Genomic DNA, 13809 nt, shown 5'->3' on the forward strand with positions numbered 1-13809 from the left:
GTATCGCACGCAAACGGAGGACGCCGCCGATGAGCGTCGGGTATCAGGTCACGTCGGACCACCAACTCGCTCGGTTGCTCCAAATCGGAATCGTCCTCGAAGAAGTCGTGGAGGCGCGCGCCTACCACCACTACGAAGAGCTCGACGACGAGGAACTCGACGAAGAGATTCGTGACCTCCTGTCGCACGCCGCCGAGGAGTCGGCCGACCACCGAAACCGACTCGAAGCGGTCATCGAGCGTTTAGACGTCGACAGCGTCCCCTTCGAGGAGATCGAGGCGCTGGTCGAGGCCCAGTACGGCCAGACGAAACCCGAGGACTTCGACGGCGTTCTCTACGACCAACTCTGTAACGAGGAGACCGCTTACAAGTTCTACGACGACGTCATCGAGGCCATCGAGGCGAGCGAGGTACAGTTCTCTATCGACCGCGAGGAACTCGTCGCGACGCTGTCGGCGATTCGCGAGGAGGAGGCCGAGGGCGTAGAAGAAGTGACGCAAATCATGGAAGACCGCGAGTGAAACGATGAACACGGCAGACCAATACGTCAAGGCGATTTACCTGTTGCAGGAGATGGAGAACGGCCCGGCAGCCACGGGCGCGCTCGCGGACATGATGGAGGTGAGCCCGGCGAGCGCCAACGAGATGATCGGCAAGCTCGAATCCCGCGGCCTCGCCGAACACGAGAAGTACAAGGGCGTTACCCTCACCGACGAGGGAATCGTCCGCGCCCGCGACGCGCTCCAGACCTACTGCATCATCGAGCGCTTCCTGTCGAACGTCCTCGACGTCGAGGAGTTCCGCGCGGAGGCCCGCGAGCTCGAACCCGTCATCGACGGGATGATCGCGGAGCGACTCGACACCATCATCGACCGCAACTCCGAGTGTCCCGACTGCTTCGACCCCGAGACGGACGCCTGCGAGTATCTCGACGTGTGCGGTGCGGAACCCGAGACGGAGACGGAAGCCGCCGATTAGTCGCCGACGACGACCGACCGGAACCGAAGCGTTTTCATTTACCAGCGGACAACCGACGAGTGGACGACGTCACCGAAGTCCCGTGGTGTAGTGGCCAATCATAGCGGCCTTTGGATTGGTACGGTTCAATGCGTGCCGAGAAGACAGCCGCTGACGGCGGTTCGAATCCGCCCGGGACTACTCGACACTTCTCCGACGACCTACCGCGAAGAGCGCGTCGCGTAGTCACGATTCGACTCTCGAAGCGTCGGCCAGACGACACGCAGAGTCGCGTCTCCGCCGAGCGACTTTTACCGCCACACAATGACAGTATACTAACGTGTCTCTGCTGCATCCGGTGTCGGCCGTCCGCCACCTCGCGTACACCCTCCACTACGCGCTCGTCCGGGCGAACTACGAGCGACGGCTCGTCGCCACGAAAAAGCACGTCGGGCGGACGAGTTTCAGGAGTTACGAACTGTACAACCGCCACGGCGAGGACGTGCTCTTGCAGGCGCTGTTGCTCGACCTCGACGGCGGCGACGTCGTGGTCGACGTGGGCGCGAACACGGGGACCTACAGCCTCGCGGCCGCGGCCAGCGAGTCGGCGGCGCGAGTGGTCGCCGTCGAACCGCATCCGGAGGTCGTCGACCAGTTGCGGGCGAACGTCGAGGTCAATGACTTCGGCGACCGGGTCGACCTCCTCGACTGCGGCCTCGGTGACGCCGACGGGTCGCGGGAGTTCCACCTGTCGAGCTACGACGAACTGGGCTCGTTCTCGCGGGACCACGCGAGCGCGTGGACGGCGCGGGTCGTCGACACCGAGTCGGTGTCGATGCGGCGGCTCGACTCGCTCGTCGATTCCGGGACGGTCCCGCCACCGGACCACCTGAAAGTCGACGTCGAGGGGTTCGGGTTGAACGTGCTCCGCGGGGCGGAGTCGGTCCTGCGCGAGCACCGGCCGACGGTGTATTTCGAACTGCACGACGCCCGCGGGAGCCACGACGAGGCGGCGGCGAAGGCCCTGCTCCGCGAGGCGGGCTACGAACTGGTCCCGGTCCGCGAGGGCTGGGTCTGCGAGCCGCGGGCGCGGACAGACGCGACCCAGTCGGGGTAGTCGGTGGGGAGTCGGGCCGAATCGGTTATTCGAGGACGAAGTTCACGCGCTCGTGCGCCGCGCCTTGGGTCGTCCGGCCGGTGACGGTGACCGGGCCGACGTCGCCCGTCGACGCGGCGTGGGTCCCGGCGCAGGCGGTTCGGTCGAAGGGGTCGTCCGCGTCGCCGATTTCGACGATTCGGACCTCGCGAATCGAGTCCGGAAGCAGGTGCAGGCGGGTTCGCTCGGGGTCGAGCGTCGCCTCGGCCTCCTCGCGGTCGAGGCTGTACCACCGGACGGGGAGATCGGACGCGACGAGGTCGTTCAGGCGCGTCTCGATGGTCCGCAGGTCGGCGTCGTCGAAGCGGCCGTAGGCGCAGTCGAGGTGCGCGTGGTCGGCGTACAGTTGGTTGCCGGTCGTCTCGGCGTCGAACTCGTCGAGGAGGACCGCAGAGAGGAGATGCTGGGCCGTGTGGTATCGGCTGTGGGCGCGCCGCCGCGCCGCGTCGATGCTCCCGATGACGGTCGTCCCCGGTTCGGGCGCGTCGCCCGCGACGACGTGTTCGATTCGGTCGCGCTTCCGGACGTCAGTCACGTCCCAAGTCACTCCGTCACCGCCCCCGCCCGCCGAGAGCGTCCCCGTGTCGTGCGGTTGGCCGCCGCCGGTCGGGTAGAAGTAGGTCCGGTCGAGGACGACGCGGTCGCTCCCGCGGACCGTTTCGACGGTCGCCTCGAACTCGTGTGTTTCCGCGTCGTCGAGGTATCGTGCGTCGGTCACGGCGGAGACGATGCGGCCCGATGAGTTAACTCTCCCCGATGTGGCATGAGTTCACACCACCGGCCACGAGACCCGGTCTGTTCGCCCGAGAGCACGGTTCCCGCGACTCAGGGTGTCGTAACGCCTAAGAGTGGAACGGCCCTCATTCCGTGTAATGAGAATACGCACGTGCCAACACCGACGGAGGTTCTGCCGTGGGCGTTGAAATCAAAGAGTCGGCGGTCTCCGACGCCGAGTTCGAGGACATGAAGCGCTTCGTCTCGGACTATCTCTCTGCGAGCGTCGAAAACGAAGACGACGGCGGGCGGATGCGCTGGTACCCGTGGCACTCCGCGGAGTACCGGTTCAACCACATCCTCAACGTCGTCGACCTCGCGACGCGCATCGCCGACCGCGAGGGCGCGGACGTGAACGTCGTCCGCGTGGCCGCCCTCTTTCACGACATCTCGAAACTCGAAGCCGACCAGGACGTCCACGCCGAGGAGGGCGCTCGCGTCGCCCGCGAGTTCCTCAGCAGCCACGGCGACTACCCCGAGTCGTTCGTCGACCAGGTGTGTCAGGTCGTCTCCGACCACTCGTATCAGGGGTCGCTGACGGACGTGTCGCTGGAGACGCGCTGTCTCATCGAGGCCGATATCCTCGACAAAATCGGCGCGAACGGCACCGCGCTGATGCTCCTGCGGATGGGCTACGAGGCGCGGACCCACATGGACGCCGCCGAGATGGTCGAGCGCGTCTTCGAACGCGGTCGCGACGCCTCCGCGCGACTCGAAACCGACACGGCCCAGAGCTTCGCACACCAGCGGCTCAAGCGCGTCAAGTGGTTCCGCGAGTGGCTCGAAGAGGAGGTCCCCGAGATGGACCACGACGGACAGTTCAGCGGCTGAGTTCGTCGCGGTCGTCGCCTCGTCGCCTCGGTTTTTCCAGCGAGTCTCCCCGTCTCAGAGCGTGTCGAGAATCGAGAGCACGCGCTGTTCGGCGTCGCGGCCGGGGTCGTGTTCGGAGCCGTCGCGGTCGCTCTCGCGGTGGTCGGCGACCGACCGGCGCATCGCCTCCTCGACGGGCGTGGACTCCCAGCCGAGGCGGGCGAGTTTGTCCGTCGAGAGGACGTGCGGGTAGTCGCGGTAGAGGACGAAGTCGTCCGTCGAGAGGTCGGCCGCGGCGAGTTCGCGCTCGCCCGCGTGGACCACCTCGACGTCGGTGCCCGCGGCGTCGGCGATGACCTCGACCATCTCTTCGAGCGTCACGAGCCGTCTGTCGCCGACGTTGTAGGCCTCGCCGGCCTCGCCCTCCTCGGCGACGATTCGCATCGCGCTCGCCACGTCCTCGACGTAGGCGCGGTGCCAGACGTTCGTCCCGTCGCCGGGGACGACGACGCGGTCGTAGTTCAGCACGCGGTCGATCCAGTAGTCGAGGCGCTCGGTGTAGTCCTCGGGCCCGTAGACGATACACGGGCGGACGGACATCGCGTTGATGCCCCGCGAGGCCGCCTCGAAGACGACGCGGTCGCCCTCGGCCTTCCGCGGGCCGTAGCTCGCGCCCGAGTCGTCGGCCGCCTGCTCGTCGGTGCAGCCGCAAAGCGGCGTCTCGTTTTCGCGCTTCGGGATGACCTCGTTCCCGTAGGCCGCGCCGCTTGAGATGTAGACGTAGGCGTCCACGTCGGCGAAGACGTCGACCGCGGAGGCGACTTCGGCGGGCTTGTACGCCACGCAGTCGAACACCGCGTCGGGGTCGACGGTCAGTTTCGCGGTTCGGAGCGCCTCGTCGTCAGTCCGGTCGCCTTGGACGTGCTGGACGCGCGGGTCGTCCTCGAAGGGGTTGTCGTGGTTCCCGCGGTTGAAGATGGTCACCGCGTAGCCGTTATCGAGGAGTTCCGAGACGAGGTGGCGGCCGATGAACCGCGTGCCGCCGATGACGAGTGCGTTGTCCATGTCCCGGTCGAGGGCGCGCGCGGTGAAAAACGTGCGAGAATCGGTGGTGGGTTCCGGTTCGAGGGAACGCGCGACGAAACGCCTCGCGTCCGGCGAATCGCGCGATTCGCGTCCGACCGTTGCAGCCGACTTATCGGGTGTGTAATGAACCGTCACCCGACTGAATCGAGAGGCGTGACGGACGACCGCACCTCTCTGACACGACGCACAGCTCTCTCCTCGGTGGCACTCATCGCTGGCGGGTCCATCGTCGGTGGCGAGGCACTCGCGGCGGACGGGTCCGACGCCGCAGCGGATTCCGGAGCGTGGCCGCAGTTACAGGGCGACGCGGCGCACTCCGGATCGAGAGCGACCGACTCGCTCGGAGCGACGGCGATGCGGGACGCGTGGGCAGACACCGAGCACGACGAAATCGCCCCGGGTGCGTCCACGGGTGTCGTCGTCGCGGACGGCGTCGTCTACGCGGGGTTACGTCTCGGCGACGGGCAGTTCAGCGCGTTCACCACCGACGGGTCGTTCGTCGAGATTGGAAGCGGTACGGGCGGGAACTACAAACTGACGCCAGCGGTCGCAGCGGGGTCGCTCCTCGTCCCGACGGACGAGGGGCTCGTGGCGTGGGACGCGAGTTCCTACGAGGTCCAGTGGCGGACGAACACCCCCGTTTTCACCGCCGCAACCGTCGCGGACGGAACCGCCTTCGTCGGCGAAGACACCACGGACGACGGGGACCCCGATAGCCTCGTCGCCTACGACGTCGCCGATGGAACGGAACTGTGGCGTCGTGACGTGACGTTCCGACGCTTCGAAGACGACCGGATCGGTAGCAACATTCGGAGTTCCACGTCGCCTGCGGTGGCGGATGGGACGCTCTACGTTCCCACGGAGTCCGGCGTTATCGCGCGGAATCCGTCTGACGGCTCGACGGTGTGGTCGTCCGCGAGTGACGCGACGAGCGTCTCGTCGGTGAGCGTCCGCGATGGGACCGTCTTCGTCGTCGGAACCGCCGAGACGACGTCCGTCTACGCCATCGATTCGAGCACCGGGGAGACGGTGTGGCGATACGAGATTCCGGACGTCGGCGGCTACGACCCCGCGCTGACGCTCGCCGTCGGTGCGGGGACGGTCGCCGCGACGACGACCGAAGGGACTCTCGTCTCACTGGACGCCGCGACCGGCGAAAAACGGTGGAGCGAACCCGGCAAAACGCTCCCTGAATACGACGTGTCATTCAACGCACCGCCGCTGATTGCCGACGACAACCTCTACGTCAACCTCGATATGGACGTCGCTGGCGGTATCGCCGTCTTCGACGCACAGTCCGGCGCGTTGCGGAACTGGATACCCGGCGTGGGCGGCGAATACGCGATGGCCCACGACGGTGAGATGCTCTTCACGCAAGGGGAGGCAATCGAGACGCACCCCGACCCGCCCGCGGCACCGACGCCGAGCATCGAACCCGAACACACGACGCCCGGGAGCTGTGTCCCGCTGACGTTCGCGGTCGAGTTCGACGAGGACCTCACCGATGACGAACGCGCGAATCTCATCTACGAGTGGGATTACGACGGCGACGGAACCATCGACTTCCGGGAATCCGGCGGTGGGTTCGCCCGGGCGGAACACGAGTACGAAATCGGTGAGTACACCGCCAGCCTCGTCGTTCGCAACGGGTACGACCAGACCGCGGAGGCGACGACGACGTTCAGAGTCGTCGAGTGCGAGGGCGAACTGGACCCGAGCATCGAACTCCTCACCGAAGACCCGACGGCGGAGGAACCGATAACCTTCGAAGTCACCGGAGAGGGCAAGTTCGACTCGTACAACTGGGAGTTCCAGGGGCCGACGACTATCGTCGACGGCGACGGGGACGACAGGAGCGAGACGGTCGTCTACGACAACAGCGAGTACGAACTCGTCGAAGTGGACGTCGAAGACATCTACGGCCGGCAGGCGCACGCGCAGATGAACGTCTCCGTCGGTCCCGCCGACAGCGACGACTCGACCGACGGCGGGAACACGGACGACGGAAGCGACTCGACAGACGACGGAAGTACCGACGGCGGAACCGACGACGACTGCGTCTAGTCGCGTGTCGGCGTAGCCGACGCGGCCTCACGCCACCCGTTCGAGGATACTGCCGTCTTCGAACCCGCCGCAGTCGGCCGCTTTCTCTCGCGCCGCCGTCTCGACCGTTTCCCGGTCTTCGTCGCGTCGGGCGAGTATCGCGTCGACGACGGCGAACACGTCTGCGAGTTCTTGACGGTCCCGGCTTCGCCGAACTCCGCGGCTTCTTCGACCAGTTTCGCTCGGAGCCGTCGGTCGAGCGCATCGCCCTCGGCGACGTGCGTGACGGGCGTCTCACCAGACTCGCGGATGATTCGAGGGACGTCGTCGCGGACGAGTTTGTCGTACTCGCGGGGCATGCCGTCGAGTTCGGGCAGTCGGTGAAAAAAAGGGGCGTCGGGGAGGGGTCGAAGGCTGGGTCCGCTATCCGTCGGTAGAGAGACTGACGGTGTCGGTGCTCTGGTTCCCGTCCGACCCGGTGACGCGGAGCGTCACGTCGAGCGTCCCACAGAAGTCGAGCGTAATCTCGGTCGTCGAACCGCGCTCTCGGAACGACGCGCCCTCGCCGAACTGCCACTCGTAGGTCTCGACCTCGCCCGTCGAGGCGGTCCCGTCGAGGCCGACGGTGGTTCCGGAGTCGAGGTCCGCGGTCTCGGCGTCTTCGGGGTCGGTGACGATGCGGGCAACGGGTGCGTCCGAGGAGCGCGGGAGGTTCCTCGAATCGGGTGCCTCCGGACTCCCTTCGAGGGCGAACACCCCGGCTTGCTCGGTGGACTCTTCTTCCAGATAGCCCGTGAGGACTCGGCCGCCCGCGAGCGCCGGCGTCGACGCTTTTCGAGACGGTGCGCCCTGCTCGTGTCGAATCAGATAGGCCCACTGCTGGGACCCGTCTTCGGTCGAGAGCGCGTGTACCGTGGGGTGTCGACGTTCGCGTTCGAGGTCACCGATGGACTTGGGGATGGCGCTCCCGCCGAGGTAGACGGTGTCGCCGGCGACGCTCGGGTCGCCGTGGAGTTCCGTCGAGGTGTCGTGCGTCCACAGCACGTCTCCGGTGTCGGCGTCGAGCGCGTAAACCGTCGAGAGGACGCCCTCTTGGGCCACCGAGTCCACGTCGAGCGCCGTGGTGACGTAGACGGTGCCGTCGGCGACGGCCGGCGCGCTGATGAACCGCGCCGATTCCTCGCCTTCGGGCGTGAGTCTCGTCTCCCACTCGACGCTCCCGTCCTCGTCGCCGTGTGCGACGACGCGGTTTATCTCGTCCGTTCGGAACCGGTTCCCGGAGGAACGGTAGATACGACCGTTTTTGTGGGCCGAGTCGACGAAGCTCACACCGTCTTCCACCACCGCCGTCCACCGTCTGCTCCCGTCGTTCGCGTTCCACGCGACGAGTTCGTTCTTCTCGTCGGTGTACGTCGCCATCCCGTAGAGGGTCTCGTCGTCGCCGATGTAGGGGTAGGCCCGGTACGACGCGTCGGAGCGCCACACGACTTCACCGCTCTCGGGGTCGAGTTCCGCGATGACCGACTCCTGCTGGTCCGGGTCTGCGCTGGCGTTTGTCAGGTGTTGGACGTAGAGGGAGCCGTCGGCGACGAGCGGCGTCCCGAGCCACTTGGCGTCCGGACTCGCGTAGTCCGCTGGTGTCTTCTGCCAATTAATCTCGCCGGTATCCAGGTCGAGCGCGTGGAGTCCACCGTACTTGACGTCCGAATCGGTGTACCCTGCCTCGCTCGTCACGAAGAGCGTCCCTTCTGCCACGGCTGGCGTGTCGGTCACCCGACCGATGCCCGGAACGTCCGACTCGTACTCCGGGGCAATGTATTTCCAACGTTCTTCGCCCGTGTCGGCCTCGTAGGCAACGACGCCCCCGCGGAACGTGCTGTCGTTGGTGTAGAACGTCTGGAAGACGGCCCCGTCGTCGACGAGTACCTCGTTCGCGCTGGTCTTATGCCACGTTCCGTCGAGCCACGACAGGTCGGCGTACTCGTCGTCGGGTGCAGATTCGGGAGCGACCGCGCCGGTCCGCCCCGGTTCGGCACGAGACTGCGACCAATCCTCGGTCGTGACCGTGTCCGATTCTGGCGTCGAGTGACTGTCCGCGAGCGACGTGCCGGCGACGCCGGATGCCGCGAGGGCACCGAGCGTGGCGAGGAGCGTCCGCCGCGAGTGGTCTCCGAACATATCCACGCCGACATGGCCCCGGACGGCACATCATTATCTGTTCGGTAAGTGATACGAAACAGTCCGGAAAAACACGTCGAACAGCAGGAAAACGCGGGACGGCGACCGGAACGTCAATCGCTGACGGTCGAGTCGGTCCTCAGTCGTCGCTCGTCGTCGCCGCGCCGACCTTGTCGGCACCGGCGTCGACGATTGCGCCCGCCTTCGCGGGGAGTTCGTTGCGAACGTCCTCGCGGCCGTCTTCGGCGATGACCTCGGCGTACGCGTCGGGCATCACCTTCACGAAGTCGCCGAGGACCGACTGCCAGTCGTCGAGCAGTTCGGCCGCGCGGTCGGAGTCGGTGTACGCGAGGTGGTTCTCGACGAGTCGGGTGAGCATCGCCTCGTCCTTGTCGTCGAGGTGGTCTTCGAGCGTCACCATCTCGGTGTTGGCCTTCGCGGCGAACTCCTCGTCGGGGTCGTAGACGTAGGCCACGCCGCCGGACATCCCCGCGGCGAAGTTGCGGCCCGTCTCGCCGAGGACGGCGACGACGCCGCCGGTCATGTACTCGCAGCCGTGGTCGCCGACGCCCTCGACGACCGCCTTCACGCCGGAGTTGCGGACGCCGAAGCGCTCGCCGGCGAGGCCGTTGACGTAGCACTCGCCCTGCGTCGCGCCGTAGAGGGCGACGTTGCCGATGAGGATGTTTTCGGCGGCCTCGTAGTTGGCCTCGGCGGGCGTGTCGACGATGACGCGGCCGCCGGAGAGCCCCTTGCCGACGTAGTCGTTCGCGGCCCCGGTGAGCCGCATCGTGACGCCGCGGGCGAGGAAGCCGCCGAACGTCTGGCCGGCGATACCGTCGAACTCACAGCGGATGGTGTCGTCCGGCAGCCCCTCGCCGCCGTGGGCGTTGGAGATGCGGTTCGAGAGCATCGCGCCGACCGCGCGGTCGACGTTCGAGAGGTCGCGGCGGATGACGACCGGCTCGCGGTCCTCGATGGCCTCGGCGGCCTCGTCGATGAGCTTGTGGTCGACGTGCGTCTCGATGTCCGCGTGGGCCTGGTCTTCGGTCTTGCGGCGCGCGCCCGTCTCGGGCTCGGCCAGCACCGACGAGAGGTCGAGGTGCTTCGCCTTCTCGTGGTCCGTCTCGACCTGCCGGAGGAGCGAGGGACGGCCGATCATCTCGTCGAGCGAGGTGAAGCCGAGGTCGGCCATGATCTCGCGGAGCTCCTGCGCGATGAACGTCATGTAGTTGATGACGTGGTCGGGCTCGCCGGGGAAGCGGCGGCGCAGGTTCTCGTCCTGCGTGGCGACGCCGACCGGGCAGGTGTTCTCGTGGCACTGGCGGGCCATCACGCAGCCCGAGGTGACGAGCGACGCGGTCCCGAAGACGTACTCCTCGCCGCCGAGGAGGGCGGCGACGGCCACGTCGCGGCCGGTCTTCATGCCGCCGTCGACGGAGACGCGGATGCGGGAGCGCAGGCCGGTCGCGCGGAGCATCTGGTTGGCCTCGGCGAGGCCGAGTTCCCACGGGAGCCCCGCGTTCTTGATGGAGGTCTTCGGCGACGCGCCGGTGCCGCCGTCGTAGCCCGAGATGTGGACCACGTCGGCTTTCGCCTTCGAGACGCCGGCGGCGATGGTGCCGATGCCGGCCTCGGAGACGAGCTTGACGTTGATGTCGGCGTCGGGGTTGGCCGACTTCAGGTCGAAGATGAGCTGCTTGAGGTCCTCGATGGAGTAGATGTCGTGCAGCGGCGGCGGGGAGATGAGACCGACGCCCGGCGTCGCGTAGCGGACGTGGGCGATCATCTCGTTTACCTTCTTGCCGGGGAGGTGGCCGCCCTCGCCGGGCTTCGAGCCCTGCGCCATCTTGATCTGAATCTCGTCGGCCGACGAGAGGTACTCCGAGGTGACGCCGAAGCGGCCGGAGGCGACCTGCTTGACGTTACACTCCTTTTCCGTGCCGAAGCGCTCCGGCGGCTCGCCGCCCTCGCCGGAGTTGGACTTGCCGCCGATGCGGTTCATCGCGATGGAGTTGTTCTCGTGGGCCTCCGGCGAGAGGCTGCCGAGCGACATCGCGGCCGTCGAGAAGCGCTTGACGATGTCCTCGACGGGTTCGACCTCGTCGATGTCCACGGGCTCGCGGTCGGAGTCGAATTCGAGCAGCCCGCGGAGCGCCTTCAACTGTTTCGACTGGTCGTTGACCAGTTCGGCGAACTCCTCGTACTTCTCGTAGTCGCCGGTGCGGACGGACTGCTGGAGCGTGCCGACGGTCTGGGGGTTCCAGCCGTGGTGGATGCCGGCCGAGCGGTTCTCGTACTCGCCCTGCCGTTCGAGCTTCGGGTCCGCGCCGAAGGCGGCGGCGTGACGGGTCAGCAGGTCCTCCTCGATGACGTCGAGGCCGATTCCCTCGGTGCGGATTTCGGTGCCCTCGAAGTACTCGGCGACGAAGTCGGATTCGAGGCCGACGGCTTCGAAAATCTGCGCGCCGCGGTAGCTCTCGACCGTCGAGATGCCCATCTTGGCCATCGTCTTGAGCAGGCCGTCTTCGAGCGCGTGGACGTACGCGTCGATGGCCTCGCCCTCGTCGGCCCCGTCGGGGCCGGCGACGATGTCCTCGATGGTCTGGTAGGCGAGGTAGGGGTTCACCGCGCCCGCGCCGTAGCCGACGAGCGTGGCGAGGTGGTGGACCTCGCGGGGGTCGCCGGACTCGACGACGAGGCCGGCGTGGTTCCGGAGGCCGTTGCGGACGAGGCTGTGGTGGACCGCGCCCGTCGCGAGCAGACTCGGGATGGCGACGCGGTCGGGGCCGACGTTCCGGTCGGAGAGGACGACGATGTCCGCGCCGTCTTCGATGACTTCCTTGGCCTCGTTGCGGACGGCCTCGATGGCCTCCCGGATGTCGCCGCCTTTCTCGTAGGTGGTGTCGACGACGGCGCTGCGCATGTCGTCGTCGAGGTCCTTGATGGCCGCCGTCTCGGCGTCCGTGAGAACCGGCGAGTCGAGGACGAGCTGACGCGCGTGGTCGGCCGACTCGTCGAGCAGGTTCCGCTGGAAGCCGAGCCGCGACTCCAGGCTCGTCACGAGCTTCTCGCGGATGTAGTCGATAGGCGGGTTCGACACCTGCGCGAACAGCTGCTTGAAGTACGTGAACAGCGGGCGGTTGAGGTCCGACAGCACCGAAAGCGGCGTGTCGTCGCCCATCGAGCCGACGGGGTCCTTGCCGTCGCGGGCCATCGGCTCTATCATGTGGTTGAGCTGGTCGTGCGTGTAGCCGAACGCGGCCTGCGTCGCGCGGAGCGACTCGACCTGTCCGCGCGAGGTGGAATCCACCTCGCCGGCGACGTCGTCGAGGTGGCGCTGTTGTTCGTCGACCCACTCGCCGTACTTCTCGTCGGTGAGGGAGTCGAACACCTCGGCGTCGGGGATGACGCGACCCTCCTCGGGGTCGGCCATGAAAATCTCGCCGGGCTGGAGGCGACCGCGGGACTCGATTTCCGCGGGGTCGGTGTCGAGCGCGCCGACCTCGCTGGCGACGATGAGGCGGCCGTCGGTCGTCACCTCGTAGCGGCACGGCCGGAGGCCGTTGCGGTCGAGGACGGCGGCGATGCGGTCGCCGTCAGTCGCCGCGACGAGCGCGGGGCCGTCCCACGGCTCGACCAGCGAGGCGTGGAAGTCGTACCAGTCGCGGCGCGCCTGGTCCATCGCGTCGTCGTTGCGGTACGCCTCGGGGATGAGCATCCGCAGGACGTGCGGGAGCTCGCGACCGCCCTTGAGGAGCAGTTCGACCGCGTTGTCGACGCTCGCGGTGTCGGACTGGTCGGCCTTCGTGATGGGCCTGAGCGTCTCGATGTCGTCGCCGAACGCCTCGTGTTGGAGGTCCGTCTCGCGGGCGCGCATCCAGTTGACGTTACCGCGGATGGTGTTTATCTCGCCGTTGTGGATGACCTGGCGGTACGGGTGGGCGAGGTGCCACGCGCCCAGCGTGTTGGTGGAAAAGCGCGCGTGAACGAGCGCGAGTTCGGTCACCATCCGCTCGTCGCCGAGGTCGGGGTAGTAGTTCGGGAGCTGTTCGGCCGTGAGCAGCCCCTTGTAGACGATGGTCTTCCGGTCGAGCGAGCAGACGTAGAATCGTCCCGCGCCCTCGATGGCGAGGTCGTCGACCGCTTTCTCGGCGGCTCGACGCCCGAGGTACAGCGCTCGGTCGAACTCGTCTTCGGTCAGCTCGCCGGTCGGCTCGACGAACAGTTGCCAGACGTCCGGTTCCGATTCGAGCGCGGTCGCGCCGAGCTCTGCGTTGTCGGTCGGCACGTCGCGCCAGTCGAACACGGACAGCCCGTGGTCGGCCAGCGACTCCTCGACAACCGCCGAAACGCGCTCGCGGACCTCGTCGTCGGTCGGCATGAACACCGAACCGGCCGCGTAGCGGTCCGGAAGCTCCCCGTCGAGGACGGATTCGAAGAACTCGTCCGGTCGCTGGAACAGGATGCCCGCCCCGTCTCCGGTGTTCTCTTCAGCGCCCGTGGTGCCGCGGTGCTCAAGGTTCTCCAGGAGTTCGAGGCTGTCTGCGACGACGCGGTGCGAGGCGCCGTTTTCGAGGTCTACGACGGCCCCAACGCCGCAGTTCGACCGCTCGTCGGTCGGGTCGGCTAACCCGCCCTGAGCGAAGGGTGCGTCTATGTGTGGCTTGGTCATACGCCAATGGTACAGCTACCCCCATAAGCAACTTTTCCTGAAACCATAAGGGTGTTACAATGTCATATAAGGATGTATCCATACATAGTATGTCGACTAATGATGATTCGACGGACGACGAAAAATATGA

At 66.9% G+C, this 13809-nt stretch carries 9 protein-coding genes, 1 tRNA gene and 1 pseudogene; 6 read left to right on the plus strand and 5 right to left on the minus strand.

The window, feature by feature from the left end:
* Positions 1–29 precede the first annotated feature (29 nt).
* The 4 genes from FY251_RS01305 to FY251_RS01320 all read left to right on the plus strand — a co-directional run bounded on the left by FY251_RS01305 (position 30) and on the right by FY251_RS01320 (position 2074).
* Complete coding sequence (locus tag FY251_RS01305; RefSeq protein WP_148413119.1) at positions 30–521, plus strand: ferritin-like domain-containing protein; 492 nt, start codon at positions 30–32, stop codon at positions 519–521.
* A gap of 4 nt (positions 522–525) precedes the next feature.
* Positions 526–978 carry a metal-dependent transcriptional regulator gene (locus tag FY251_RS01310; RefSeq protein WP_004971151.1) on the plus strand — a complete coding sequence of 151 codons (453 nt, stop codon included), beginning with the start codon at positions 526–528 and terminating at the stop codon, positions 976–978.
* Between the two features lie 76 nt (positions 979–1054).
* Positions 1055–1158: transfer RNA gene (locus FY251_RS01315), tRNA-Gln, on the plus strand.
* A gap of 157 nt (positions 1159–1315) precedes the next feature.
* Positions 1316–2074 (plus strand): FkbM family methyltransferase, encoded by a 759-nt coding sequence (locus FY251_RS01320; RefSeq protein WP_148413585.1) that lies wholly within the window; start codon positions 1316–1318, stop codon positions 2072–2074.
* Between the two features lie 25 nt (positions 2075–2099).
* Here the strand turns inward: FY251_RS01320 and FY251_RS01325 are convergent, their stop codons facing one another.
* Complete coding sequence (locus tag FY251_RS01325; RefSeq protein WP_148413120.1) at positions 2100–2831, minus strand: alanyl-tRNA editing protein; 732 nt, start codon at positions 2829–2831, stop codon at positions 2100–2102.
* A gap of 194 nt (positions 2832–3025) precedes the next feature.
* Here FY251_RS01325 and FY251_RS01330 point away from each other — a divergent pair, with 194 nt between their 5' ends.
* Positions 3026–3718 (plus strand): HD domain-containing protein, encoded by a 693-nt coding sequence (locus FY251_RS01330; RefSeq protein ID WP_089778822.1) that lies wholly within the window; start codon positions 3026–3028, stop codon positions 3716–3718.
* Positions 3719–3772: 54 nt separating this feature from the next.
* On the opposite strand, the gene FY251_RS01335 is transcribed toward FY251_RS01330, so the two are convergent.
* Complete coding sequence (locus FY251_RS01335; RefSeq protein WP_148413121.1) at positions 3773–4762, minus strand: NAD-dependent epimerase/dehydratase family protein; 990 nt, start codon at positions 4760–4762, stop codon at positions 3773–3775.
* A gap of 222 nt (positions 4763–4984) precedes the next feature.
* On the opposite strand from FY251_RS01335, the gene FY251_RS01340 reads away from it, so the two are divergent.
* Entirely contained in the window at positions 4985–6847 is a 1863-nt protein-coding gene (locus tag FY251_RS01340; RefSeq protein WP_187367314.1) for a PQQ-binding-like beta-propeller repeat protein, read from the plus strand.
* Positions 6848–6874: 27 nt separating this feature from the next.
* On the opposite strand, the pseudogene FY251_RS01345 reads toward FY251_RS01340, so the two are convergent.
* The 3 genes and pseudogenes from FY251_RS01345 to gltB all read right to left on the minus strand — a co-directional run bounded on the left by FY251_RS01345 (position 6875) and on the right by gltB (position 13679).
* A pseudogene (locus FY251_RS01345) lies at positions 6875–7185 on the minus strand (hypothetical protein).
* 64 nt (positions 7186–7249) lie between these two features.
* Positions 7250–9004: a PQQ-binding-like beta-propeller repeat protein gene (locus tag FY251_RS01350; protein ID WP_148413123.1), complete on the minus strand. Its 1755-nt coding sequence runs from the start codon at positions 9002–9004 to the stop codon at positions 7250–7252.
* Positions 9005–9143: 139 nt separating this feature from the next.
* Positions 9144–13679 carry a glutamate synthase large subunit gene (gltB, locus tag FY251_RS01355; RefSeq protein ID WP_148413124.1) on the minus strand — a complete coding sequence of 1512 codons (4536 nt, stop codon included), beginning with the start codon at positions 13677–13679 and terminating at the stop codon, positions 9144–9146.
* Between the last annotated feature and the right edge of the window lie 130 nt (positions 13680–13809).

This window comes from Haloferax sp. KTX1 (assembly GCF_902410085.1).
Taxonomy (GTDB): domain Archaea; phylum Halobacteriota; class Halobacteria; order Halobacteriales; family Haloferacaceae; genus Haloferax; species Haloferax massiliensis.

What these genes read in the sequence shown, in the direction of transcription:
- FY251_RS01305 (WP_148413119.1), top strand. Translation starts at nt 30, where the DNA reads ATGAGCGTCGGGTATCAGGTCACGTCGGACCACCAACTCGCTCGGTTG.
- FY251_RS01310 (WP_004971151.1), top strand. Translation starts at nt 526, where the DNA reads ATGAACACGGCAGACCAATACGTCAAGGCGATTTACCTGTTGCAGGAG.
- FY251_RS01335 (WP_148413121.1), bottom strand. Translation starts at nt 4,762, where the DNA reads ATGGACAACGCACTCGTCATCGGCGGCACGCGGTTCATCGGCCGCCAC.
- FY251_RS01350 (WP_148413123.1), bottom strand. Translation starts at nt 9,004, where the DNA reads ATGTTCGGAGACCACTCGCGGCGGACGCTCCTCGCCACGCTCGGTGCC.
- gltB (WP_148413124.1), bottom strand. Translation starts at nt 13,679, where the DNA reads ATGACCAAGCCACACATAGACGCACCCTTCGCTCAGGGCGGGTTAGCC.